This is a genomic window from Microlunatus sp. GCM10028923, assembly GCF_042666975.1.
GTDB lineage: Bacteria > Actinomycetota > Actinomycetes > Propionibacteriales > Propionibacteriaceae > Microlunatus.
Genome location: NZ_JBHTFF010000001.1, coordinates 908,311 through 931,882, shown reverse-complemented (window position 1 = coordinate 931,882; position 23,572 = coordinate 908,311). Strand labels below are relative to the sequence as shown.

Genomic DNA, 23,572 nt, shown 5'->3' with positions numbered 1-23,572 from the left:
TCGCCTCCGAACTCAACGCCCGACCCCGCCAAACCCTCGACTGGCGCACCCCAGCAGAAGCACTCAACCAACTACTGTCGAACCCAACAGATCCAATCGGTGTTGCAACAACCGCGTGAATCCGCCGCCGAAATTCGGGTCCAACCCGTCCACTCGGTGATCACCGGGACCCGATGAATCGGAGCACGCCCCGCCCGCCGGCCCAGCCGCGACCACTGCTCGTTCCCGCGACCACTGCTCGTACCCGCAACCGCTGCTCGCACCCCAACCACCGCTCGCACCCGCAACCGCTGCTCGCACCCGCAACCGTTACTCGCACCCGCAACCACCGCTCGCACCCGCGACCGCAGCCCCTACCCGCGACCGCACCTCGTACCCGCGACCGTTGCTCGCATCCGCGACCGTTGCACCAGTCGCGGCTGCGAGGAACAGTCGCCGGAAGATCTGCAGCTCCCAGCCGCGCAACCAACCCCGCCGCCCAACCGGCCCCACTGCCCATCGGCCGGGCCCGGTGGGTCGCGATGATCTGCTCGCCGGTCAGCCGGGAGGCGGTCAGGATGACGCCCTCGGTCGCCGTCCGCAGCCGGGCCAGCACCTCGGCCTCGACCTCGGCCGACTCCTCGGTGTCCGCCAGCAGCTGCGTGTAGCCGGCCACCCACCAACCCCCACCGCCCAAACCCTCCGCGCACCAACCCATCCCCCACTGCGCGAACCCATCCCCACTGCGCGAACCCGTCCCCACTGCGCGAACCCGTCCCCACTGCGCGAACCCATCCCCACTGCGCGAACCCATCCCCACTGCGCGAACCCATCCCCACTGCGCGAACCCATCCCCTGCTGCGCAACCCATCCCCCCACTGCGCCGACACGGCACCTCCGCAGCGACACGCCGCCCAAACGCCTGCTTTTGTGCCCGGTCGGCGGGAGGTTAGAAGTGCTTCCAGCCCTGCTCGTCGGGCCAGGGTTCGCCGTCGACGAGGACGACCGAGTCGCCGGTACGTACGGTGCCGACGACGAGCCAGCCGGGCGGGACCGCGGCCGGGTCGGGGAAGGTGGCGGCCAGGGCGTGGTCCTCGCCGCCGGTGAGGACGAGGCGCAGCGGGTCGGTGCCGGTGGCGGCGGCGACGGCCTGCAGCGGTTCCGGGATCTCGAAGGCTCCGGTGTTCACGTCGATCGTCACGCCGGAGGCTCGGGCCAGGTGGCCGAGGTCGGCGAGCAGGCCGTCGGAGACGTCGATCATGGCGGTGGCGCCGGCCAGCGCGGCTTCCGCCCCGGCGCCGTACGGCACCTCGGGCGCCCGCTGGGCTTCGACGACGACCCGCGGCGAACGGAAGCCGCGGCCCAGGACGACCAGCCCGGCCGCCGCCCAGCCCAGTCGTCCCCGGACAGCCACCACCTCGTCGGGTCCGGCCCCGTCCCGGCGCACCGGTGCCCGGCCATCGGTCACGCCGAGGGCGGTCACGGAGACGATCAGTTCGGCCGCCCCGGTGATGTCACCGCCGGCCAGGGCGACCCCGGCGGCGGCACATTCGGTTCGGATCCCGGCGGCGAATTCGCGCGCCCAGGCGACCGGCGTGTCCGGCGGCGCGGACAGGGCGAGCGTGACGGCGACCGCCCGGCCGCCCATCGCCTCGATGTCGGCGACGTTGACGGCGATCGCCTTCCGGCCCAGGTCGGTCCCGGTCGACCACGCCCGGCGGAAGTGCACGTTCTCCACCAGGACGTCGGTGGTGACGAGGACCGGCGGTTCCAGCGCCACCGCCGCGGCGTCGTCACCGGGCCCGATCACCAGTTCCGTTGCCTCCGGCAGGTCGGCGGTGATCAACTCGATCAACCCGAACTCGCCCAACTCCCCGATCGTCGGCTCGCTCATCTGTTTCCCTTCCGTGCCTTCATCGTCAATCCGTCTTCCGACACCACCGGTCGCGGGCCCAACCGCCAACGCTGTACCGTGGCGGCATCCGGCGGCGCTGCTTCCCTAGATCGCGGCCGGTCTGGAGCAGAGTGACGAAGGAGACCGACGCGATGGTGGTACAGGCATACATCTTGGTGCAGACCAATGTCGGGAAGGCCGCCGAGGTCGCCGCCAAGATCGGCACGATCCCGGGGGTGACGTTGGCCGAGGACGTGACGGGACCGTACGACGTGATCGTCCGGGCCGAGGCGTCCAACGTCGACGAGCTCGGCCAACTCGTGGTGGCGAAGGTGCAGACCGTCGAGGGAATCACCCGCACGGTCACCTGCCCGGTGGTCCACATCTGAGGTCCGTACGCCTGCGCCGGCTCGGTCTGGGTTCGGCGCTGCTCCTGCTCGCCGCCGGCTGTTCGCCGACGGTCGCCCTTGACGAGCCGGCCCCGACGGGACCGGCGGCCGCGGCCTGCACGGCGATGATGTCCGCCCTGCCGGACCTGGTCCTGGGCCAGCCCCGGCGCGAGGTGACGCCGGGCCGCAACGCCGCCGCCTGGGGATCCCCGACGATCACGATGCGGTGCGGTGTCGACCGCCCGGCCGCCATGGTCGCCGGGGTCACCTGCTTCACCGCCAACGGCGTCGACTGGTTTCCCGAGGACGCCGACGGCGGCGCGATCTTCACCGCGATCGGCCGGGACGCGATGATCGAGGTCCGGGTGCCCGGGCGCTATCAGCCCCCGGGCGACGCGTTGATCGATCTCGCCCCGGTGATCACCGAGCACAACCCGGACCGCGGCGGTTGTTGATCATGATCAGTGCGTGTACGGACGCTCCCGCGGCACCTCCGGATTGAGCTCGACGCCGAACCCCGGCGTCTCCGGCACCCGCAGCCGCCCGTTCACCGGCACCGGCTCGTTCAGCAGCAGCGGCGTGAACATCGGCACCACTTCCTCGGCGGTCTCGTGCATCATCAGGAATTCGGCGAACGGGCTGTTCGTCCGCGTCACGACGAAGTGGTACGAGTACACCGACGAGCCGTGCGGCACGACCATGGTGCCGTGCGCATCGGCCAGCGCCGAGATCTTGATCAACTCCGTGATCCCGCCGCACCAGTTGACGTCCGGCTGGATGATGTCGACGCCGGTCTCCAGCAGTTGCCGGAAGCCCCACCGGGTCGCCTCGTGCTCACCGCTGGTGATCAACATCCCGGGCGGCGCCTGACGCTTCAGCTGCGCGTAACCCCAGTAGTCGTCCGGGATCAGCGCCTCCTCCATCCACTTGAGCTTGTGCTCGGCCGCGGCGTGCGCGAGCCGGGTCGCGTACTCCACGTCGAGCGACATCCAGCAATCCCACATCAGCCAGAAGTCGTCGCCGACCCGGGACCGCATGTCGGCCAGCTCGGCCACGTTGTCGACGAAGCCCTGCTGTCCCTCCGCCGGCGCGTGGTGCAGCGGCATCTTGCCGCCGATGAAGCCGAGCTGCTTGGCGATGTCGGGCCGGGCGCCGGTCGCGTAGAACTGCAGTTCGTCGCGCACCGGGCCGCCGATCAGCGCATAGACGGGCTCGCCGCGGAGCCGGCCCAGCAGGTCGTACAGAGCAAGATCAACACCGGAGATCGTGTTCAGCACGACCCCGCGCCGGCCGTAGTAGAGCGTCGAGCGGTACAGCTGGTCCCAGATCCGTTCCAGGTCGGTCACCGGCCGGCCCTCCAGGAACCGGGCCAGATGCTTCTCCACGATCCAGGCGCCGATCTCGCCGCCCGTGGTGACCGCGAACCCGACGGTGCCGTCACTGGCCTCGATCTCCACCACCAGCGTGCCCAGCACGTTCAGCCCGAACGACTGCCGGGACTGCCGGTACTCCGGATAGACCGCCATCGGGGTCGCGATGTGATCATCGATCCAGTGGTAGCCGGATTGATCATGGTAATCCGCGCCCTTGCCGCGCACGGTGGTCGCCCGCACCTCGCGGATCGTCGGTTGCGTCATCGCTGTCCCTCTTCCCCGTCCATCCGGACCAAGATCTTTCCCGGTACGTCAGCATGCCCGGCCAGCTCGACGAAGGCGCCCGGCCCCTCGGCCAGCGGCACCACCCGCGAGATCAACTCGCCGGCCTGGGCCGGGGCCTGCCCGATCCAGGCCGCGGCGTCGGCGAAATCCTGCGCCGTGTACGTGAAGCTACCGACCAGCGCCCGCTCCCCCGTACTGACCAGGAAGGCGTCCAGGCCGAGCTTCGGCGCCCCCATCCCGACCAGACACACGGTCCCGCCGAGCCGGGTCGCCTCCAACGCGAGCCGGACCGTGGCCTCGACACCGACCGCGTCGATCGCCACGTCGGCCGGCCCGCCCAGCGCTTCGGCCACGGCCGCCGCGTCGGCGGATGCCGCGTCCAGGGTCGCTGCCCCGAGCCGCTCGACCAGGGCCCGGCGCGACGGCGCCAGCTCTGTCACCACGACCCGGTCCACGCCCACCATCTGCAACGCCAGCACGACCGACTGCCCGATCGGCCCGCCGCCGACCACCAGCACCCGGTTCCCCGGCACCGCCCCAGCACGCCGTACGGCGTGCACTGCTACCGCGAGCGGCTCGACCAGCGCGCCGAGCTCGATCGGCATCGTTTCGGGCAGCGGTACGACGTTGCGGGCCGGCACGATGATCAACTGGGCGAACGCCGCCACCAGCTCCCGGGCCACTCCGATCACCTGCTTGCCCGGCGACAGCTGCTCCCGCCCCGCAAAGGCTTCAAGATCAGCTTCCGGCAGCACCACCGGGTTGAACGTCGCCGGCGAACCGACCGGCAGGTCCGCCACGCCGGCGCCGACCGCGTCGACGACGGCGACGGCCTCGTGCCCCATCACCTGACCGGGGTGCCGGCGCCCGTTCTCACCGGTGAACCCGTGCAGGTCGGACCCGCAGATCCCGGTTGCGACGATCCGCAGCCGCACCTCGCCCGGACCCGGTTCCGGATCGGGCAGGTCGACCACCTCGAGCCGCCCGATCTCCTCCAGCCGCAGTGCCTTCACCGATGCTCCTCACGTCGTGAAATCTCCACCTGTCGCTGGGCCTTCATCCGTTCGCTCCTCCTGTTTCTCGGCGTTCCGCGATCGTACGTACTCCCGCGGAGACGAAGTGACTGACCGCGATCAACCCGGCGCCGAGGGCCGCGATGATCGCCAGTGTGGTCGACCCGCCGGCCGGTCCCCAGGTCGCGTCGGCCCAGTTCTTCACGATCGGCGCCAGGAAGCCGCCCAGGCTGCCGACCGAGTTGATCAAGGCGATGCCGGACGCGGCGGCGGCGCCGACCAGGAACGAGGTGGGCAGGGTCCAGAACACCGGCTGCACGGCGATGAACCCGGCCGCGCCGACGGCCAGCGACAGCAGCACCAGCACCGGCTGGGTGAGCACGACCGACAACAGGATTCCCAACGCTGCAAGGCCGAGCGCCACGGCCGCCACCACCCGGCGTTGCCCGGTCCGGTCGGCCACCCGGGTCGCGACGACCACGCCGACGATCGCCAGCGTCCAGACCGCGCCGGTGACCAGGCCGACCTGCAGGCCGACGCCCTGGCCGACCACGCCGGCCACCTGCGTCGGCAGGTAGAACGTGACGCCGTACACGGCCATCTGGACGGTCAGGTAGATGGCGCTGAAGTAGAGCACGCCCGGATTCGCCAGCGCGCGCAGCGCACCGCGCGGAGAATGATCTTCCTTGGCGCCCTCCTCGGAGTCCATCGCCGCGAGCAGCGTCGCCCGCTCGGACTCGGACAGCCAGCGGGCGTCCTTCGGCCCGTTCGGCAGGTAGCTGATCACCACGATGCCGACGACGACCGTGAGCAGGCCGGTGATCAAGAACATCAGCTGCCAGCCGTGCAGGCCGCCGAGCCCGTCGAGATCGAGCAGCAGGCCGGACAGCGGCCCGCCGAAGATGAACGCCAGCGGCGCCCCGAAGTAGAACAGTCCGTTCACCCGGGCCCGGTGCTCGACCGGGATCCATTGGGTCAGGTAGTAGATCACGCCCGGGAAGAAGCCGGCCTCGGTGATGCCGAGCAGCACCCGCAGCAGGTAGAAGGACGGCTCGTTGGTGGCGAACATCATCAGCGCCGAGACGATGCCCCAGCTGATCATGATCCGGGCCAGCCAGGCCTTGGCCCCGACCCGGCGCATCAGCAGATTGCTCGGCACCTCCAGGACGGCGTAGCCGAGGAAGAAGATGCCGGCGCCGAGGGCGTACGCGGCATTGGAGAGGCCCGTGTCCGCCTGGAACGACGCCTTGGCGAAGCCGAGGTTGGACCGGTCCAGGAAGGCCAGGATGTACATGATCAGCAGGATCGGGATGAGCCGTGCTGTCACCTTGCGGATGACGGGAGCGAGGGTCGCCGTCGACGTCGTGGTCATAGGAATCTCCGTCGATCACCAGTACCGTTCACGGATGTGAATTCGGGTTCATCAATGTGAAATCGGCAGATGGTGCCACAACGGTGGCGCGGATGCAACGCCGTCAGGGCGACAACGCGCCGGACAGCCCGAGCTTCTCCCGGATCGCCTGTGCGGCATCGCGCAGCGGCGGATAGAGGCCGTGCGGCCACGAGGCGTCGGTACGCGACGTCGGCATGGTCAGGCTCATCGCGGAGGCGATCCCGGTCTCCCGCTCGGTCGTCAGCGGTACGGCGACGCACCGGCAGCCGGCCACGAACTCCTCGTCGTCGGTCGCGAAGCCCAGCTCGCGGGCCCGACCGACGGCCGCCAGGATCTGGTCGACATCGGTCAGCGTGCGCGGGGTCAGCTGCGGCAGCACGACCGACTCCAGCCGGGCCCGCGCGTCGGCCTCGTCGAGCACACCGAGCAGCGCCTTGCCGATCCCGGTCGCGTGCGCGTGCAGCCGCATCCCGACCGAGGAGGCCATCCGCATCGGGTTCGGCGACAGGCTGATCCCGATGTAGACGTTCTCGACGCCGTCCAGCCGGGCCAGCTGGACGGTCTCACCGGTCGCCGCGACGAGCGCGTCCATCTCCGGTTTCGCCTTCTCCAGCAGCAATCTGTGCCCGTCGTAGCGCTGCCCGATCTGCCACGCGTGCAGCCCGAGCCGGTACCGCCGCGGCTCCGTGGACACGTCCAGCCAGCCGGCGTCGACCAGGGTGCCGAGCAGCCCGTGGGCGCTGGACCGCGGCAACTGCAGCGCCTCGGCGATCTCGGCGAAGCTCGCCGAACCGAGCGACGCGACCAGGTCGATCGCCGCCAGGGCGCGATCGGCCGACTTCACCGGCCCCCGAGACTGCGTCATCCCGACCTGCGCGGGTTCAGCGCAGGCCGAGCGGGCGCTCCAGGCCGAGCCGGATCAGCCGGTCGACCAGTTCCGGATAGCTCACGCCGCTGGCGCCCCACATCCGCGGGTACATCGAGTGCTCGGTGAAGCCGGGCATCGTGTTGATCTCGTTCACCACGACCCGGCCCTCCGGGGTGACGAACACGTCCACCCGGGCCAGCCCCTCGCAGCCGATCGCCTCGAACGTCTCGACCGCGAGCCGCTGGATCTCCTCGGCGATCGCGGGCTCGAGGTCGGCCGGCACGTCCAGGTCGACCTGCTCCTCGGGCAGGTATTTCGCCTCGAAGTCGTAGAAGCCGGACTCGTTGTGCATCCGGATCTCGGCGATCTTGCTGGCCCGCGGCGTACCGCCGTCGATCTCGGCGAGCACGCCGCACTCGAGTTCGCGGGCGCCGACGAAACCCTGCTCGACGATCACCTTGGGATCGAACTCGCGGGCCTGCTCGATCGCGGCCTCCAGCTTGCTCGGATCGTCGACCTTGCTGATGCCGAGGCTGGAGCCGCCGCGGGCGGGCTTCACATACAGCGGGTACGTCAGCGCGGCGACCGCCTCCAGCGCCGCGACCCGGTCGGTCTTCCACTGGTGCGGCGTGACGACGGCGTACGGACCGACGGGGATCGCCGAGCCGGCCAGCACCAGCTTCATATAGTGCTTGTCCATGCCGACCGCGCTGGCCAGCACCCCGGCGCCGACGTAGCGGGTGCCCATCATCTCGAACAGGCCCTGGATCGTGCCGTCCTCGCCGAACGGCCCGTGCAGCAGCGAGAACGCGACGTCGACCGGCCCGACCTTGGCCAGCGCGCTGCTCTCGTCCCGGACCGCCAGCTCGCTGCCGGCGGTGCCCCGGACCAGGACCGCGTCGGCGGTCGACTCGGTCAGCTCGGGCAGCCGGTGGTCCGTGACCTGGAGCGCCAGCACCGCTTCCGGCTCCATCACCAGCCAGCGGCCGGTCTTGGTGATGCCGACGCCGATCACGTCATAGACGTCCCGGTCGATCGCGCCCAGCACGCCCGCGGCCGTCAGGCAGGACACGTTGTGCTCGCTGCTCACGCCGCCGAACACGACCGCGACCCGGGGCCGGGTCAGGACATCACTCATCAGTACTCCCTAGGCTGTCAACGGAGCCGACCCTACCCAAGTCGGACCCGGCCGAGTCCACCCCGCGCCCGGCTGTCGGGCGTGTCCGGCCACACTGGGGTCATGACCGACAGCCAGCGAAGTTGGCGCCCGGAGACCATCGCCGTCGCCGCGGGCCGCCCGGAGCGCGTCCCGGACGCACCGTTGAATCCGCCGCTGACCCCGGCCGCGACGTACGTGGGCGCACCGCACACCGACGGGCCGGAGATCGGGTACGGCCGCTACGGCAATCCGGGCTGGCAGGCGCTGGAGCAGGCGATCGGTGATCTGGAGGGCGGCCGCTGCCTGACCTTCGCGTCCGGGATGGCCGCGGCCACCGCGATCTTGGACCTGTTCGGGCCCGGCACCGTCGTGCTGCGGCCGGCGCACTGCTATCTCGGCGTCGCGGCCGCCATCGAGCAGCGGGTGCTGCGGCACGGCTGGACGGTCCGCGAGGCCGACCCGAGCGACACCGACGCGTTCCTGGCCGCCGCCCGCAACGCGGACCTGATCTGGCTCGAGTCGCCGACCAACCCGATGATGGAGGTCGCCGACCTGGCCGCGATCGCCGCCGGCCGGGACCCGCGCACGGTGCTGGTGATCGACAACACCTTCGCCTCGCCCCTGCTGCAGCAGCCACTGCGGGACGGCGCCGACCTGGTGCTCCACTCGGCCACCAAGATCATCTCCGGCCACTCGGACGCACTGCTCGGAGCTGTGGTGGTCGCCGACGGCGATGATCATGATCATTACGCCCGGTTGGAATCCTCCCGCAAGCTCGGCGGTGCGGTCCCCGGAACCCTGGAGACCTACCTGGTGCTGCGCGGTCTGCGTACCCTCCCGGTCCGGCAGGCCGCGGCGCAGGCGTCCGCCGTGATCCTGGCCGAGCGGCTGGCCGCACAGCCGGCGGTACGGAAGGTCCGCTACCCGGGCTTCGGCAGCCTGCTCTCGATCGAGCTGGCCGACGCGGCGACCGCCGACCGGTTCGTCGCGGCACTCCGGCTCTGGGTCTTCGCGACCAGCCTCGGCGGCGTGGAGTCGATGCTGGAGCGCCGCCGCCGCTGGGCCGGCGAGCTGCCGACCGTACCGGAGGGCTTGATCAGGATGTCCGTCGGAGTCGAGCACGTCGAGGACCTCTGGGCCGATCTTGATCAGGCCCTGATCAACCTCCGGTGATCGGGATCGGCACCCCGGTGTCGACCTCGTTCTGCCAGTCCCAGATCGTGTTGCCCTCGATGGTCGCCAACGATCCGCGTCCCTTGAGCAGGTAGTAGCCCGCGCCCTCGTCCTTCGGCTGGCCCTGGTCGAGGTGCCGGCCCCAGTCCGGTCCGCGCTCGAAGAAGCGATTGCCGCTGATTGTCAGCGAAGACCAGGTCTGCCCGGGTGTCGTACTGCTCATCACGTTGTTGACGCTCGCCACGCCGCCGCCGATGCCGTTGTCCTCGATCACGACGTTCTCGAGCCGCCGCCACACGTCGTCGGCCACCTCCTGCTTCACCATCAGGACCGAGGTGTAGTGATCATCACCGGTGTTCCGGCCGCCCGCGGTGTCGGCCGGCGAGCCGCCGACGAAGCCGTCCCGATTCGGGCCGTTGAACTGCCAGACGTTGTACCCGGCGACATCGCGCACGCCGCCGAGGGTGCAGCCGCGGATCGTGATGTTCTTCCCGGTGTGGAACTGGACCGCGTCGCCGTGGATCTGGCCGTCGGAATGGGTCACGTAGTAGTCGTTGACGTAGCTGCCGGCGTGGATCCAGCAGCGGTCGATGTCGGTGATCTTGGACCGCGCGTCGTCGGCTTCGGCGCCGTGGCCGACGATGCCGATCCCGTCCGCCACGTTGCGGATCTCGCACCAGCGGGCCTCGAAGTCGGCGCCGCGGATGCCGTTGCTGTGGATCACCCGGTGCGGGCGCTCCCGCTGGGTCAGCCAGCCGTCCGGGTCGATCAGGCAGTTCTCCAGCACGAAGTGCGGCGACGCGTGTGCCACGATCGCGGCGCGCGCGTTCTTGTTCGTCACCAGGTTCGGATCGATCCCGCGGAACACGCAGTTGCGGAACACCGAGCCCTCGGCCGGTACGACCTCGGCCCAGAACTCGTACCCGTCGAAGACGGCGTTGCGGTCCTCGACGGTGAACCGGCCGGGCTCTCCGCCACGCCGCGAGGCGTCCGCGGTGATCTTGGTCAACCGGGTGCCGGGCAGCGGACCGGTGGTCCCGGGCCCCGGCAGATAGCCACCCCGCCGGAGTTCGGCCCGGTTCCCGGACTGCTCCGCCGCAGCACGGCCGGCGCCGAGCGTCAGGCCCGACGCGACCACCCCCGCTGCCCCGGCCCGGATCAGCCCGCGCCGGGTCAGCCGCATAGTGTTGATCATGGTCGATTCCCTTTCACCGTTGAAGGAACCGCCCGGTCAGGACGCGCGGTTTCGGTCGTCCAGCCGACGGACCGTCGCGGCGGTGACCATCCGGCGGCGGACCGCGTCGGCGCGGTCGGGTGCCGACTCCTGATAGATCGCCAGGGCCTGGCGCAACGCATGCAGGCCGTCGGCCGACCGGCCGGCAGCCTCGTAGAAGCCGGCCAGCCGGTCCCAGGAATCGCCGGCGGCGCGGTGGAATCCGGCGGTGTGGTAAAGCTCGATCGCGCGCTCGAACGTCGTGACCGCCAGGTCGAGGTCTCCGATCGTCCCGTACGCCGCGGCCAGGGTGTCCACCAGATCGCCGAGGCCCGCATCGTCGCCCTCGTCGGCGTAGGTCTCGACCGCCTCAAGGCAGTGCTGCAGTGCGGCCGCACCGTTGCCGCGGGCCAACTCGGACTCACCGAGCGCATTGAGCGCAAAGGCCACGCCGCGGGTGTACCCGGCCTTCCGGAACCAGTACAAGGCCTCCCGGTTGTACGGCAGTTCGTCGGACTTGTCGCCCGTCTTGCTGGAATGCACATGACCGGCGGCGATCAGGACGACGCCGCGTTCCCGGGGCCGGTCCAGCTCGGCCGCGAGTTCGCCCGCGATCCCGGCCTCCTGCAGCGCATCGTCCAGCCGGCCGAGATTGGCCAGGTCGTACATCAGGTAACTGCGCGCACCGAGCTCGGCCGCCGAGTCGCCCATCCGCTGCGCCGCGGTCAGGGCCGCCCGGCTGAACGGGAGGTCGGGCAGCGGCGGGTTGATCGTGGCCAGGTAGGTCCGGATCGCCCAGACCAGGCCGTAGACCGCCTGGTCGGCCCCGAGCTCCATCCCTCGACGCACGACCGCGGTCAGCACGGTGTGCTCGACCCGGCACCACTGCAGCAGGCCGTTGCGGTCGAGTTCCTCCGGCGTGACGTCCGGTTCCGGCGGCGGCAGGTCGATCGGCGGCCGGGACGGATCATCCAGGGCCACCGACCGGGCCGCGGTCCGCAGATGATGATCAAGGACTCGCAACTCGGCCTGACGACAGTCCACCGGCCCTTCGACCCGGTCGGCCAGCTCCGCGGCATAGCGGCGCAGCAGGTCGTGCAGCTGGTAGCGGCCGGGTTCGTGTTCGGTGATCAGGTTGGCCGCGATCAGCCGGTCCAGCAGTCCCGGCACCTCGGCCGCCGGGCGACCGATCAGGCTGGCCACGGCACCGGCGCCGATCTCCGGACCGGGATGCACGCCGAGCAGCCGGAACAGCCGGGCCGCCTCCGGCTCCAGCGTGGTGTACGACCACGAGAACACCTGGCGCAGGTCACCGGCCGCGGACCCGGCGTTCAGTGCGTCAAGGCTGCGCCGCGGATCGAACAGCGACGCCACCGCCCCGGCGAGCGACAGCCGCGGCCGGCTGGACACCCGGGCCGCCGCGATCGCCAACGCCAGCGGCAACCGGCCGCAGCTCTCGATGATCTTGCTCATGCTCTGCCGGTCCGCCGCGACCCGTTCGGCGCCGATCCGGCCGACCAGCAACTCCTCGCACTCGGCCTCCTCGAGCAGCAACAGCGGCAGGGTCCAGGCGCCCTCCGTCGCGACCAGCCCGGCGAGTTGATCACGGCTGGTGATCACCACGCAGCAGCCCGGACCGGACGGCAACAGCGGCCGCACCTGCTCGGCGTCCCGCGCGTTGTCCAGGATGATCAACAGTTCCCGGTCGGCGGTGATCGTCCGGAACAAGGCCAGTTGATCATCGACCTCGGCCGGCACCTCATCGGCCGGCACGCCGAGCCCGACCAGATAGCCGCGAGCCACCTCGCCGACCGTCCGGACCCGGCCGGACGGGTCGAATCCCTGCAGATTGACGTAGAGCTGGCCGTCCGGGTAGTCGCCCGCCACCGTGTGCGCCCAGTGCACCGCGAACGTCGTCTTGCCCATCCCGGCCGGCCCGGTGATCACCGCCAGCAGCGGCTCTGTGACCCGCGGCCGGTCGGACAGCCTGGTCAACTCCTCGAGCAGGGTGGCCCGGCCGACGAACCTGCCGACGCCGGCCGGCAACTGGCGCGGCACCACGGCGGGCGCCCGGCCGGTCGACCGGTCCGACGGTTCGTGGCGCAGGTCCTCGGTGCCGGCCAGGATCCGCTGGTGCAGCTCCTGCACCGACGGCGACGGGTCGATGCCCAGTTCGTCGGCCAGCAGCCGGCGCAGTTCCCCGTACCGTTCCAGGGCGACGGTCTGCCGACCGGCTCGGTAGAGCGCCAGCAGCTCCAGCTCCCAAAGCCTTTCCCGCAAGGGATTCCGAGTGATCAACACGGCCGCCTCCCGGCCGACCTCCTCGTTGTGGCCGAGCGCCAGCTCGGCACTCAGCCACCACTCGGCGACATCGAGCCGGGTCTCGTCCACCGACCGGGCCCGGTCCCGGACCGAGGGCAGATCGACACCTGCGAAGGACTCCCCGCGCCACAGGTCCAGCGCCGTCCGGAGCTGGCCGGCCGCGCTCTGGTAGTCGCCCCGGTCCAACGCCGCGCGGCCGGCCTCGGTCAGGGCCTCGAACCGCTGCAGGTCGACGACGTCGGGGGCAAGTTCGAGCTGGTACCGGCGGGCGTCGCGGCGCAGCCGTACCGCATCGGAGGCGATCGCCTTGCGGACCCGATAGATGCAGGAGTGCAGCGCCGCGGTCGCCGCCTCCGGATCGCTCTCCGGCCACAGCTGCTCGATCAGGAAGTCCTGGCTGACCGAGAATCCGGGCGCGGTCAGCAACGTCGACAGCAGCGCCTGCTGCTTGCCCACCAACGACTCGACGCGCCGGCCGTCCCGCCAGAGCTCGACCTCACCCAGTACCCGAATCTGCACAGTGGTCATGATTCTGCCGCCCGCACGGCTCACCTCGACTTCCCGGCCAGGCCAGTGTCGACCCCCACTAGTATCGCTCGGGTTTGGCCGATCGCGACATCAGCGCGGGGATCATCTCCTTGGCCGTGATCGTGCCCTCGATCACGGCCGCGACCTGGTCGACGATCGGCATCTCGACGCCGGAGCGCCGGGCCAGATCCTGGATCGACGCGCAGGACTTGACGCCCTCGGCGACCTGCCGGGTCTCGCCGGTGATCTCCGCGACGGTCCGGCCCCACCCGAGTTCCTCGCCGAACGTACGGTTCCGGGACAGCGGCGAAGAGCACGTCGCCACAAGATCACCGAGGCCGGCCAGCCCGGAGAAGGTGTACGGATCCGCACCCAGCGCCACGCCCAGCCGGGCCGTCTCGGCCAGCCCGCGGGTGATCACCGAGGCCGTCGCGTTCGCGCCGAAGCCCAGCCCGGCGGCCATCCCGACCGCCAGTGCGATCACGTTCTTGGTCGCGCCGGCCAGCTCGCAGCCGATCACGTCGTGGTTGGTGTAGGCGCGGAATCTGCTGGTGTGGCAGAGATCCTGCAGCCGGATCGCGGTCTCCGGTGACGTGCTGGCGACGACGCTCGCGGACGGCTGCCGTTCGGCGATCTCCCGGGCCAGGTTGGGCCCGGTGACGACGCCGATCCGGTCGGCACCGATCCCGCCGACCTCGCCGATCACCTGACTCATCCGGTAGCCGGTGCCGAGCTCGATCCCCTTGGCCAGGCTGATCACCACGGCGTCGGTGGGAATCCGCCAGCCCGCCATCGTCGCCCGCAACGACTGCGCCGGTACGGCCAGCACGACGTACTCGGCGTCCGCCATGGCCCGGTCCGGATCATGATCGGCACGCAACGTGTCGGGCAGGTCGATCGTCGGGAAGTAGTCCGGATTGCAGTGCTGGCTGTTGATCTTGTCGGCCAGTTCCGGGCGCCGGGCCCACAGGGTGACCTGCTGGCCGGCGTCGGAGAGCACCAGGGCGAACGCGGTCCCCCAGGACCCGGACCCCATCACCGTCACGCGGGCGGTCATCGCACCTCGTTCCGGAGCGTCGTGACCAGCGCGGTGATCGACTCCATGATCCGGTCCGTGGCCTGCCGCAGCAGCTCGGCGGTGAGGGGCCGGTCCCGAAGATCATCGAGCGGCACCGGGTCGCCGGCGATCAGGCGCAGGGTCTTCCGGGGCAGCAGCCGCGGGAAGTGGATCCGCTTGCCGTACATGATCTCCTGGGCGCCCCACTGCCCGATCGGGATCACCGGGCAGCCGGTGGCGAGCGCGACCCGGGCAGCGCCGGTCTTGCCGGCCATCGGCCAGAGGTCGGGGTCCATGGTGATCGTTCCTTCCGGGTAGATGATCACGGACCGGCCGGATCGTACCGCGTCGATCGCATGGTCGAGCGCGTGCCCGGCCTGTTGGGTGCCGCGCTGCACCGGAATCTGGCCGCACCGGGTGATCAAGGCGCCGAACACCGGGACCCGGAACAGCGACTCCTTGGCCAGGAACCGGGGCCAGCGACCGGCGTAGGTCAGGAACTGACCGATCGCCAGCGGATCCACATTGGAGATGTGATTGGCGACGATCACCAGGCCGCCACTGGCCGGCACCTTGTCGGCACCACGCCAGTCGCGCCGGGTCAGCCGCCCGAAGGTTTGGTTCAGCAGTCCGATCGTACGCCGCAGCGCCGGCTCGCCCGGCTCGGCGACCCGGGCCACGATGTCCGGCAGACGACGGGGATTCTCCACCAGGCACACCTTAGGGCGTCCCCAGGCGTGCCGCTGGGTCAGCGGTGGCACCATGGCTGCCATGGAAGCTCCTTCGGCGACGCTCCACCCCGCGGCCGGGTCCGGTCTCGGCGCGGTGGTGGCGATCAAGCCTCTGGGCCTGGCGAAGTCGCGCCTGGCGACGCTGCCCGGTCCGCTCCGCCAGGATCTGGTCTGGGCCATGCTGCTGGACACGGTACGGGTCCTGTCCGGCGCCGCCCGGACCGTGATCGTCACCGCGGAGCCGGGCCTGCACACCCGGCTTGTTGATCACGGGCTGTCGGTCGACCTGGTCGCGGAGACGGAGCCGGGCGGGCTCAACCAGGCACTGCGGGCCGGTGAGGACTTCCTGCGCGGGCAGGGAATCCGGAGACTGTTCGCCTGTGTCGCTGACCTGCCGGCCCTGCGGCCGGAGTCGCTCCGAGCGGTGATCGACGCCGCGGGCGGGCAGCCGCGCAGCTTCCTCGCCGACGCCGACCAGGTCGGCACGACCATGTTGTTCGCCGACGGGGTTCCGCTCGATCCCCGGTTCGGTCCGGGTTCGGCGGCGGCGCACCGGGCCAGCGGCGCTGTCGCACTGACCGACGCCGTGATCGGCCGCCCGGTGCCGGACGCCCGACTGGACGTCGACACCGAGGATGATCTTGGCGAGATCGCCGGGCTGGGACTCGGCCCGGCGTCCCGGACGGCCGTCAGCGCCTGGTCCCGGACCGCCTGACCCGACGTCCGCAGATCCCTTGCGGACATGAAAATCCGGGCCGACCCGAAGGGGTCGACCCGGATTTTTCGATCTTCAGTGGCGCGAGGCTCAGCGCTTCGCGGTCTTCTTCGCCGCGGTCTTCTTCGCCGGTGCCTTCTTGGCCGGTGCGGCCTTCTTGGCCGGTGCCTTCACCGCGGCCTTCTTGGTCGCCGCCGTCTTGGCCGGTGCGGCCTTGGCGACGCGCTTCGCCGGAGCAGCCGTCTTCTTGACGGCGGTCGCGGTGGTCGCCGTCTTCGCGGCGGCCTTCTTGGCGGAGGCCTTCGGCACCTTCTTGGCACCGGAGACGAACGCCTTCAGGTCCGAACCGGCCCGGAACCGCGGGACCGCGGTGGCCTTGGCGCGCTTCCGCTCGCCGGTCCGCGGGTTGCGAACCATCCGAGCCGACCGGTGCACCTTCTCGAAGACGCCGAACCCGGTGATCGAAACCTTCTCGCCAGACGCCGTCTGGTACGTGATGGTCTGCACCACCGCGTTCAACGCCCGTGCCGCCTCAGCCTTGTTGCCCTCATAATGAGTCGACAACGCCTCAATCAACTCAGCCTTGTTCACAGCTTCCCTTCTTACGAACACTTTCCAAGCCTTGTTGTAGGCCAATGGGCAGCCGTACCGTACGTCTGCAGGAATAACGCTAGGGAAGTCCACGCGTCCTGACAAACACCAACGCGGAGAAAACGCCGTGTCGCAAGAGAATCGGGCCGATCGGGACCCTTTCCGAGCTCAGCCGGCCGATGCGACCTTGGCGGGCAGCGTCGCCGGCTTGAACGACGGCCGCTCGCTCTCGTACCCGTCGATCAACTCCTCGTGGCGCAGGGTGAGGCCGATGTCGTCCAGCCCCTCCATCAGCCGCCAGCGGGTGTAGTCGTCGATCTCGAACGTGGTCTCGAAGCCGTCGGCCGTGATCTTGCGCTCGCCCAGGTCGACCGTCAGCTCGCGGCTCGGGTCGGCCTCGACGAACTCCCACAGCTCCTCGATGATCTTCTGGTCGACCACCGCGATCAGTAGGCCGGCCTTGCCCGAGTTCCCACGGAAGATGTCGCCGAACCGGGCGCCGATGACGACCTGGAACCCGTAGTTCTGCAAGGCCCACACGGCATGCTCACGAGAGGATCCGGTGCCGAAGTCCGGTCCGGGGATCAAGATCGTCGCGCCGGCGTGCTCGGGCCGGTTGAGGACGAAGTCCGGATCGGCCCGCCAGGCGGCGAAGAGCCCGTCCTCGAAGCCGGTCTTGGTGACCCGCTTCAGGTAGACGGCCGGGATGATCTGATCGGTGTCGACGTTGCTCCGGCGCAGCGGCAGGGCGGTACCGGTATGAGTGCTGAACTTTTCCATGATCACGCGATTCCTTTTGACGATCAGGCCGAGACGGCGGCCGGCAGATCCGCCGGTGCGGCCAGGGTTCCGGTGACGGCGGTCGCGGCGGCAACCGGCGGCGAGACCAGGTGGGTCCTGCCGCCCTTGCCCTGCCGGCCTTCGAAGTTGCGGTTGGAGGTCGAGGCCGACCGCTCCCCCGGCGCCAGCTGGTCCGGGTTCATGCCGAGGCACATGGAGCAGCCCGCGGCCCGCCACTCGGCGCCGGCCTCCTTGAAGACCACGTCGAGCCCTTCGCCCTCGGCCTGCAGCCGGACCCGGGCGGACCCGGGCACCACCAGCATCCGGACGCCGTCGGCGACCTGGCGACCCTTGATCACTTCGGCCGCGGCGCGCAGGTCCTCGATCCGGCCGTTCGTGCAGGAGCCCAGGAAGACGGTGTCGACCTTGATCTCACGCATCGGCGTGCCCGCCCGGAGATCCATGTATTCCAGGGCCTTCGTGGCCGCGACGCGGTCGGCGGCGTCCGGGAACACCTCGGGATCGGGTACGTCGGCGGACAGCGGGACGCCCTGACCGGGGTTGGTGCCCCAAGTCACGAACGGCGTCAGCTGCGCCGCATCAAGATCGATCTCGGCGTCGAAGGTCGCGCCGTCATCCGTACGCAGCGTCTTCCAGTACTCCACCGCGGCGTCCCAGTCGGCACCGGTCGGAGCGTGCGGACGCCCTTGCACGTAGTCGAACGTGGTCTGGTCCGGCGCCACCAGGCCGGCCTTGGCGCCCCACTCGATGCTCATGTTGCAGATCGTCATCCGGCCCTCCATCGACATCTTCTCGATGGTGCTGCCGCGGTATTCGACGATGTAGCCCTGACCGCCGCCGGTGCCGACCTTGGCGATCAGCGCCAGCACGACGTCCTTGGCGACCACGCCGGGCGGCAGCTCGCCGTTGATGTTGACGGCCATGGTCTTCGGCTTCGCCTGCGGCAGCGTCTGCGTGGCCAGGACGTGCTCGACCTCGGAGGTGCCGATGCCGAACGCGATCGCGCCGAAGGCGCCGTGGGTGGAGGTGTGCGAATCGCCACAGACGACCGTCATCCCGGGCTGGGTCAGGCCGAGCTGCGGGCCGATGATGTGCACCACGCCCTGATCAAGATCACCCAGGCTGTGCAGCCGTACCCCGAAATCGGTGGCGTTCTTGCGCAGTGTGTCCACCTGCGTCCGCGACACCGGGTCCGCGATCGGCTGGTCGATGTTGAGGGTCGGCGTGTTGTGATCTTCGGTGGCCAGGGTCAGATCGGGCCGGCGAACCGGGCGGCCCGCCTGGCGCAGACCGTCGAACGCCTGTGGGCTCGTGACCTCGTGGACCAGGTGAAGGTCGATGTAGAGCAGATCCGGTTCCCCGGCATGCGATCGGACAACATGGTCGTCCCAGATCTTCTCGCTCAACGTCTTGGCCATCGATGGGTCCCTCTCAACTGAAAATACTGTCTCTGAAAATGAAAAAATGTGGCGAAGCGACTCGTCCCGCAACGAATCTCCAGGCTCTCGTCCTAGTTGCCGGAGCTACCTGTTGTCGACTTGCATTCCAGCATCCGAGACGGCAATATCAGGACATGGACAACTCTAGCGGTGTCGGGGTGCTCGACAAAGCCGCACTGGTGCTCAGTGCCTTGGAGACCGGACCGACAACCTTGGCTGGTCTGGTCGCCGCCACCGGACTGGCCCGGCCCACAGCCCATCGACTTGCCGTCGCTCTCGAACATCATCGACTGGTCAGCCGCGATCTGCAAGGGCGCTTCATTCTCGGCCCGCGGCTCGCCGAACTCGCCTCCGCCGCCGGTGAGGACCGGCTGCTGGCCACGGCGGGCCCGGTACTGGCCCGGCTCCGTGACATCACCGGTGAGTCCGCCCAGATGTTCCGCAGACAAGGCGATTACCGGGTCTGCGTCGCGACCGCCGAGCGCACCTCGGGGCTCCGCGACACCGTACCCGTCGGCACCCAGCTGACCATGAGCGCCGGCTCCGCGGCGCAGGTCCTGCTGGCCTGGGAGGAGCCGGACCGGATGCAGCGTGGTCTCCGCGGCTCCCGCTACTCGGCCGTGGCCCTCGCCGCGGTACGGCGGCGCGGCTGGGCCCAGTCCGTCGGCGAGCGCGAGCCCGGTGTGGCGTCGGTCTCGGCCCCGGTGCGGTCCCCGTCCGGCAAGGTGATTGCCGCGGTGAGCGTTTCGGGTCCGATCGAACGCCTGTCCCGGCAGCCCGGCCGGTTGCACGCGCCGGCGGTGATCGCGGCCGCCGAGCGTCTCAGCGAAGTGCTGCGCCGCAGCGGCGACTGAACACCCCACCGGTGGTCTAACGGAGTTGGATGTCGGCCCGGGTCATGATCACTAGCGTGACCGTCCATGACTCGGATTCTGTTCTGCTGTGACGCGGACAACGATCTCCACCGTGCTCTGACCACCCAGGATCACCAACCCCTTCGGTACGAGGAGCCGGCCGCGGCCCTGGACGCCGCCGCGGCCGGTGACACGGTGCTCGTGCTCGCCGACGGCTATCCGGAACGGCGGACCGCGTTCCCGGCGGAACTGATCGCCGTGGCGGCCGATCGGCGGGTGTCGGTGCTGATCGAATACCCGGCCGAGCTGCCCGGACTGGACGCCGAGCCGGAGTCGGTAACGCTGGAGCGGTTGGTGATCACCGATCCCCTCCTCGGCCCGGAGGCGAGCCTGCTCACCGCGCACGCGTGCCGGTATCTGCCCACCCGGCAGCCGGACACGCTGCTCTGGCTGGCCCGGGTGGCCGGCTTCGACACCGCTGTGTACGGCCTGCCGGAGACGGCCCAGTCGGCGCTCTACCGGATGCCGGACGCACCGGTGCTGGTCGCCACCACCCAGCTGAGCCGCTTCGGCCGTGGCCGGTACGAGCCACAGTCGGCCTGGATCCGCCTCTGGCAGGGCATCCTGCGCGTCCTGCAGCCGGACACCGAGCCGCCGGCCATGATCATCCCGGGATCCGTCTCACCCCGGTTCGGGCGGGACGACGTGCTGCCGGACGGCGCGGCCGGGGCGGCGGTGACCGCCTACCAGGACTGGGTGCGGCGCTCCGGCCTGGTGCTCGACCAAGATCAGGAACGGGCCGTCCGGGAACTGATGATCGCCGGCGAGGCGGTGGACCGGGACCGGCTGCCGGCCGGAACGGGAGACGGCAGCCACGGGGTCGCGGAGGGCTTCGAGTCCACCATCCAGCCGGACGGCAGCCAGCGGATCCGGCTGCCGTTGCGGGCGGACTGCATCGCCGAGACCGCCATGGTGCTGGCGCTCGAGGAGCCCGGGTCGGACGGCCCGGCGACGGCGCGGAACCTGATCGACTACCTGCGTGGCCCGTCGGGGCTGTGCGGCGGCGAGCGGTCCGATCCCGCCCGGCCCTCGTACGGACTGATCGGCTGGGGCACCGGGACGCCCGCCTGGGAGGTGGCGAACTACGGCGACGACAACGCCCGGGTGATCTTGGCCTGGCTGCTCGCCGACGCGACGCTCGACGTACCGGACGGGCATCGGTCGTTGATCACCGCGATCACCGCGAACTTCCGGACCACCGGACGGACCGGCTTCCGGGGCGACCGGATCGACCAGCCGCAGCTCGCCGAGCGCGGCTGGCGGCACTACTTCGACGGTGCCGTGATCAATCCCAGTGCGCACTTCGAGGCCTACCTGTGGGCCTGCTACCAGTGGGCGTACGCCGCGACCGGCTACCGGCCGTTCCTGGACCGGACCAGGACCGCCCTGATCACGATGATGGAACGCTTCCCGGGCGGCTGGCGGCGCAACGACGTCACCGAACTCGCCCGGATCCTGCTGCCGCTGGCCTGGCAGCTCCGGGTCGAGCCGTCGGACCGGTTCCGCGGCTGGCTGTCCGACGTCGTCGACGCCCTGCTGAGCCGCCAGGACGCGAGCGGCGGCATCGGTGAGATCGAGGCGGGCGGCATCGACCTGTTCCAGGTCGCGCGTACCAACGAGGAGTACGGCACCACCGAGGAGCCGATCATCTTCGCCACCGGCGATCCCGCCTCCGACCAGCTCTACTCTTCCGGCTTCGCCCTGCTCGGCCTGTACGAGGCGGCCGCCGTCCTCGATGATCACCGGGTGACCGAGGCCGCGGACCGGCTGGCGGACTATCTGATCAGGATCCAGCTCCGCAGTGACCGGCCGGACCTGGACGGGAGCTGGTTCCGCTCCTTCGACTTCCGTCGTTGGGAATACTGGGGCAGTTCCGGCGACGCCGGCTGGGGCGCCTGGTGCCTCGAGCTCGGCTGGGCTCCGGCCTGGGGCGTCACCGCGCTTGCCCTGCGTGATCGCGGCAGCACCCTCTGGGACGAGCTCGCCCGGGTCCGCCCCGACCGCGACGAGGCGCTGCAGGTGATCAACACGATGATCCCGCCCGGCGACCGGCCGGACTGACGGCCGGCGTCAGGAGGCGAAGGTACCCAGCCGCTCGACGAAGCGGCGGGTGGTCAGGACCGGGTTGGTGATCGCGCTGCCGACGACCACCGCGTAGGCGCCTGCGGCTAGGGCGGCCAGGGCCTCGGACTCGTCCCGGATCCGGCCCTCGGCGATCACCGGACAATCCACAGCGGCGGCCAGCGCCGTGACCAGGCCGAGGTCAGGCCCGGGGCCGCCGTCGCCGGCGTCGGTGTAGCCGGACAGTGTGGTGGCCACGACGTCGGCGCCGGCCTCCCGGGCGGCGATCCCGGCCTCCACGGTGTCCACGTCGGCCATGATCGGCACCTGGGTCTCGGCCTTGATCTTCGCGAGCTGATCGGCCAGTGAACTGCCGTCCGGTCGCGGCCGCTGGGTGCCGTCGAGGGCGATGATCGTCGCCCCGGCGTCGACGATCTCCAACGCCGCCTGGACGGTCGGGGTGATGAACACGCCGGCCGGCTCGCCGAGCTTGTTGATCCCGATCAACGGCAGGTCGACCCGGGAACTGATCATGGCGATGTCGGCCGCGCCGTTGGCCCGCAGCCCGGCCGCACCGCCCAGCTCCGCCGACTCCGCCATCAGCGCCATGATCAACGACTCGCGCAACGGCGAGCCCGTGGCCGCCTGGCAGGAGACGATCAGTCCGTGCTGCGGAATCTGCTCGGTGAACGTCGCTGTCATCGGGTTCCTTTCTGGGCCGTCCTCGTCCGGATCCGGCCGAGGGAGGCGTGCAGGCCCGCCGAGTCTCCGGCGAGCAGCACGGTGCCGTCCAGTACGGTCCCGTCGGCCGGGACCACCTGCCAATCGGGCAGGCCGAGCGCGGCCAGGAACGGCTGGACCAGCGCGTCGCTCGCGAACATGCCGCCGACACAGGCGATCCGGCGGTCCTCGCCGACCGGCTCGATCAAGGCGGAGCAGGCCCGGACGGTCTCGGCCAGGTCCGCCGCCGCGTGCCCGACCAGCCGTTCCGCGACCGGGTCCCCGGCCTGGGCGAAGTCGATCACCGGGCGCGCGAACGCCGCGACCAGCTTCACCCGGTCCGGCAGCCAGCAGAGCCGGCGCAGGGCCGCGCCGAGGTCGTCGCCGAGGCCGAGCTCGTCGAAGAGGTAGCGCCGGGCGGCCTGGTGCAGGTCCGGCGCCGGCTCCCGCCGCTCCTGGTGCCAGACCGCCTGCCGCAGGCCGGCCCGGCCGAGGTCGTACGCGCTCCCGGCGTCGCCGACCAGGTGTCCGACACCGTCGACCCGGGCCGCCCGGCCGGCGCCGTCGATGCCGAGGCAGACGGTCCCGGTCCCGGCCGCGACCACGACGCCGGCCCGCCCGGACAGCGCCCCGGCGTGGGCCGTGACGGCGTCCGGGAACAGCCGCAGCTCGGCCACCGCCGGCAGCTCCGCCAAGATCAACTCCGCCACGTCGTCAAGCTCGTCCGCCGGCTCCGGCAGCCCGGTGTGGCCGATCGCCAGCACCACCGGGTCGTCGTCGATCATGGAGCCGGCCAGTTCGGCGAGGACCGGCCGGACGGCACCGAAGGCGGCCGCGACCGGGTCCGCGGCGGGATCATGGAAGCCCGGCGCGGTGATCACCCCGGACGCCCAGGAGGTACGGGCCCGGACCGTCGTCTGGCCGACGTCGATCGCCATCCAGCGCCTCACACCC

Annotated in this window: 22 protein-coding genes; 7 read left to right on the top strand and 15 right to left on the bottom strand. The window is 70.7% G+C overall.

The features are described 5' to 3' along the window. Positions 1-521 precede the first annotated feature (521 nt). On the top strand, positions 522-647 hold the full coding sequence (locus ACFQU4_RS04185) for a hypothetical protein (protein WP_377487310.1): 126 nt from the start codon (positions 522-524) through the stop codon (positions 645-647). Between the two features lie 281 nt (positions 648-928). Here the strand turns inward: ACFQU4_RS04185 and ACFQU4_RS04180 are convergent, their stop codons facing one another. Next, positions 929-1,873: a thiamine-phosphate kinase gene (locus ACFQU4_RS04180; protein ID WP_377487308.1), complete on the bottom strand. Its 945-nt coding sequence runs from the start codon at positions 1,871-1,873 to the stop codon at positions 929-931. Between the two features lie 155 nt (positions 1,874-2,028). Here ACFQU4_RS04180 and ACFQU4_RS04175 point away from each other — a divergent pair, with 155 nt between their 5' ends. Both ACFQU4_RS04175 and ACFQU4_RS04170 read left to right on the top strand, forming a co-directional pair. Continuing rightward, on the top strand, positions 2,029-2,262 hold the full coding sequence (locus tag ACFQU4_RS04175; RefSeq protein ID WP_377487356.1) for an Lrp/AsnC family transcriptional regulator: 234 nt from the start codon (positions 2,029-2,031) through the stop codon (positions 2,260-2,262). Then, positions 2,241-2,717, top strand: coding sequence for a DUF3515 domain-containing protein (locus ACFQU4_RS04170; RefSeq protein ID WP_377487354.1), 477 nt, complete (start codon positions 2,241-2,243; stop codon positions 2,715-2,717). Before ACFQU4_RS04175 ends, ACFQU4_RS04170 begins: the two co-directional genes overlap by 22 nt. Positions 2,718-2,723: 6 nt before the next feature. Here ACFQU4_RS04170 and rhmD read toward each other — a convergent pair whose 3' ends face one another. The 5 genes from rhmD to ACFQU4_RS04145 form a co-directional block, all read right to left on the bottom strand. Beyond that, positions 2,724-3,899: an L-rhamnonate dehydratase gene (gene rhmD / locus ACFQU4_RS04165; RefSeq protein WP_377487306.1), complete on the bottom strand. Its 1,176-nt coding sequence runs from the start codon at positions 3,897-3,899 to the stop codon at positions 2,724-2,726. Further along, positions 3,896-4,933 (bottom strand): zinc-binding dehydrogenase, encoded by a 1,038-nt coding sequence (locus ACFQU4_RS04160; protein WP_377487304.1) that lies wholly within the window; start codon positions 4,931-4,933, stop codon positions 3,896-3,898. The genes rhmD and ACFQU4_RS04160 overlap by 4 nt, the downstream gene beginning before the upstream one ends. A gap of 43 nt (positions 4,934-4,976) precedes the next feature. Beyond that, positions 4,977-6,305 (bottom strand): MFS transporter, encoded by a 1,329-nt coding sequence (locus ACFQU4_RS04155; protein WP_377487302.1) that lies wholly within the window; start codon positions 6,303-6,305, stop codon positions 4,977-4,979. A 103-nt stretch (positions 6,306-6,408) separates the two neighbouring features. Further along, positions 6,409-7,191 carry an IclR family transcriptional regulator gene (locus ACFQU4_RS04150; protein WP_377487300.1) on the bottom strand — a complete coding sequence of 261 codons (783 nt, stop codon included), beginning with the start codon at positions 7,189-7,191 and terminating at the stop codon, positions 6,409-6,411. A 16-nt stretch (positions 7,192-7,207) separates the two neighbouring features. Continuing rightward, entirely contained in the window at positions 7,208-8,320 is a 1,113-nt protein-coding gene (locus ACFQU4_RS04145; RefSeq protein ID WP_377487352.1) for a D-alanine--D-alanine ligase family protein, read from the bottom strand. A 114-nt stretch (positions 8,321-8,434) separates the two neighbouring features. Between ACFQU4_RS04145 and ACFQU4_RS04140 the strand changes: the two genes are divergently transcribed. After that, positions 8,435-9,526, top strand: a complete 1,092-nt coding sequence (locus tag ACFQU4_RS04140; RefSeq protein ID WP_377487298.1) for a trans-sulfuration enzyme family protein — start codon at positions 8,435-8,437, stop codon at positions 9,524-9,526. Here the strand turns inward: ACFQU4_RS04140 and ACFQU4_RS04135 are convergent. The 4 genes from ACFQU4_RS04135 to ACFQU4_RS04120 form a co-directional block, all read right to left on the bottom strand. Next, on the bottom strand, positions 9,513-10,721 hold the full coding sequence (locus ACFQU4_RS04135; RefSeq protein ID WP_377487296.1) for a hypothetical protein: 1,209 nt from the start codon (positions 10,719-10,721) through the stop codon (positions 9,513-9,515). The genes ACFQU4_RS04140 and ACFQU4_RS04135 overlap by 14 nt on opposite strands. Before the next feature lie 36 nt (positions 10,722-10,757). Next, positions 10,758-13,580 (bottom strand): BTAD domain-containing putative transcriptional regulator, encoded by a 2,823-nt coding sequence (locus ACFQU4_RS04130; protein ID WP_377487294.1) that lies wholly within the window; start codon positions 13,578-13,580, stop codon positions 10,758-10,760. Positions 13,581-13,647: 67 nt separating this feature from the next. After that, entirely contained in the window at positions 13,648-14,646 is a 999-nt protein-coding gene (locus ACFQU4_RS04125; RefSeq protein WP_377487292.1) for an NAD(P)H-dependent glycerol-3-phosphate dehydrogenase, read from the bottom strand. Then, positions 14,643-15,419: a lysophospholipid acyltransferase family protein gene (locus ACFQU4_RS04120; RefSeq protein WP_377487290.1), complete on the bottom strand. Its 777-nt coding sequence runs from the start codon at positions 15,417-15,419 to the stop codon at positions 14,643-14,645. The genes ACFQU4_RS04125 and ACFQU4_RS04120 overlap by 4 nt, the downstream gene beginning before the upstream one ends. Here ACFQU4_RS04120 and cofC point away from each other — a divergent pair. Then, positions 15,418-16,092 carry a 2-phospho-L-lactate guanylyltransferase gene (cofC, locus tag ACFQU4_RS04115; RefSeq protein ID WP_377487288.1) on the top strand — a complete coding sequence of 225 codons (675 nt, stop codon included), beginning with the start codon at positions 15,418-15,420 and terminating at the stop codon, positions 16,090-16,092. The two genes, ACFQU4_RS04120 and cofC, sit on opposite strands and share 2 nt — an antisense overlap. Positions 16,093-16,182: 90 nt before the next feature. Here cofC and ACFQU4_RS04110 read toward each other — a convergent pair whose 3' ends face one another. From ACFQU4_RS04110 to leuC, 3 genes are all read right to left on the bottom strand, one after another. Continuing rightward, positions 16,183-16,683 carry an HU family DNA-binding protein gene (locus ACFQU4_RS04110; protein ID WP_377487286.1) on the bottom strand — a complete coding sequence of 167 codons (501 nt, stop codon included), beginning with the start codon at positions 16,681-16,683 and terminating at the stop codon, positions 16,183-16,185. Between the two features lie 168 nt (positions 16,684-16,851). Continuing rightward, positions 16,852-17,463 (bottom strand): 3-isopropylmalate dehydratase small subunit, encoded by a 612-nt coding sequence (leuD, locus tag ACFQU4_RS04105; protein WP_377487350.1) that lies wholly within the window; start codon positions 17,461-17,463, stop codon positions 16,852-16,854. Positions 17,464-17,486: 23 nt separating this feature from the next. Next, entirely contained in the window at positions 17,487-18,902 is a 1,416-nt protein-coding gene (gene leuC, locus ACFQU4_RS04100) for a 3-isopropylmalate dehydratase large subunit (protein ID WP_377487284.1), read from the bottom strand. Positions 18,903-19,057: 155 nt separating this feature from the next. Here leuC and ACFQU4_RS04095 point away from each other — a divergent pair, with 155 nt between their 5' ends. Both ACFQU4_RS04095 and ACFQU4_RS04090 read left to right on the top strand, forming a co-directional pair. Next, positions 19,058-19,777: an IclR family transcriptional regulator gene (locus ACFQU4_RS04095; protein ID WP_179748139.1), complete on the top strand. Its 720-nt coding sequence runs from the start codon at positions 19,058-19,060 to the stop codon at positions 19,775-19,777. 66 nt (positions 19,778-19,843) lie between these two features. After that, a complete protein-coding gene (locus ACFQU4_RS04090) occupies positions 19,844-21,898 on the top strand; it encodes a hypothetical protein (RefSeq protein ID WP_377487282.1) in 2,055 nt (684 codons plus the stop codon). Between the two features lie 9 nt (positions 21,899-21,907). Here ACFQU4_RS04090 and ACFQU4_RS04085 read toward each other — a convergent pair whose 3' ends face one another. Together ACFQU4_RS04085 and ACFQU4_RS04080 are read right to left on the bottom strand one after the other, a co-directional pair. Then, entirely contained in the window at positions 21,908-22,600 is a 693-nt protein-coding gene (locus tag ACFQU4_RS04085; RefSeq protein ID WP_377487280.1) for an N-acetylmannosamine-6-phosphate 2-epimerase, read from the bottom strand. Beyond that, a complete protein-coding gene (locus ACFQU4_RS04080) occupies positions 22,597-23,568 on the bottom strand; it encodes an N-acetylglucosamine kinase (RefSeq protein ID WP_377487278.1) in 972 nt (323 codons plus the stop codon). Before ACFQU4_RS04080 ends, ACFQU4_RS04085 begins: the two co-directional genes overlap by 4 nt. Between the last annotated feature and the right edge of the window lie 4 nt (positions 23,569-23,572).

What these genes read in the sequence shown, in the direction of transcription:
- ACFQU4_RS04185 (WP_377487310.1), top strand. Translation starts at nt 522, where the DNA reads ATGATCTGCTCGCCGGTCAGCCGGGAGGCGGTCAGGATGACGCCCTCG.
- ACFQU4_RS04180 (WP_377487308.1), bottom strand. Translation starts at nt 1,873, where the DNA reads ATGAGCGAGCCGACGATCGGGGAGTTGGGCGAGTTCGGGTTGATCGAG.
- rhmD (WP_377487306.1), bottom strand. Translation starts at nt 3,899, where the DNA reads ATGACGCAACCGACGATCCGCGAGGTGCGGGCGACCACCGTGCGCGGC.
- ACFQU4_RS04155 (WP_377487302.1), bottom strand. Translation starts at nt 6,305, where the DNA reads ATGACCACGACGTCGACGGCGACCCTCGCTCCCGTCATCCGCAAGGTG.
- ACFQU4_RS04150 (WP_377487300.1), bottom strand. Translation starts at nt 7,191, where the DNA reads ATGACGCAGTCTCGGGGGCCGGTGAAGTCGGCCGATCGCGCCCTGGCG.
- ACFQU4_RS04140 (WP_377487298.1), top strand. Translation starts at nt 8,435, where the DNA reads ATGACCGACAGCCAGCGAAGTTGGCGCCCGGAGACCATCGCCGTCGCC.
- ACFQU4_RS04135 (WP_377487296.1), bottom strand. Translation starts at nt 10,721, where the DNA reads ATGATCAACACTATGCGGCTGACCCGGCGCGGGCTGATCCGGGCCGGG.
- ACFQU4_RS04125 (WP_377487292.1), bottom strand. Translation starts at nt 14,646, where the DNA reads ATGACCGCCCGCGTGACGGTGATGGGGTCCGGGTCCTGGGGGACCGCG.
- cofC (WP_377487288.1), top strand. Translation starts at nt 15,418, where the DNA reads ATGGAAGCTCCTTCGGCGACGCTCCACCCCGCGGCCGGGTCCGGTCTC.
- ACFQU4_RS04120 (WP_377487290.1), bottom strand. Translation starts at nt 15,419, where the DNA reads ATGGCAGCCATGGTGCCACCGCTGACCCAGCGGCACGCCTGGGGACGC.
- leuD (WP_377487350.1), bottom strand. Translation starts at nt 17,463, where the DNA reads ATGGAAAAGTTCAGCACTCATACCGGTACCGCCCTGCCGCTGCGCCGG.
- leuC (WP_377487284.1), bottom strand. Translation starts at nt 18,902, where the DNA reads ATGGCCAAGACGTTGAGCGAGAAGATCTGGGACGACCATGTTGTCCGA.
- ACFQU4_RS04095 (WP_179748139.1), top strand. Translation starts at nt 19,058, where the DNA reads ATGGACAACTCTAGCGGTGTCGGGGTGCTCGACAAAGCCGCACTGGTG.
- ACFQU4_RS04090 (WP_377487282.1), top strand. Translation starts at nt 19,844, where the DNA reads ATGACTCGGATTCTGTTCTGCTGTGACGCGGACAACGATCTCCACCGT.
- ACFQU4_RS04085 (WP_377487280.1), bottom strand. Translation starts at nt 22,600, where the DNA reads ATGACAGCGACGTTCACCGAGCAGATTCCGCAGCACGGACTGATCGTC.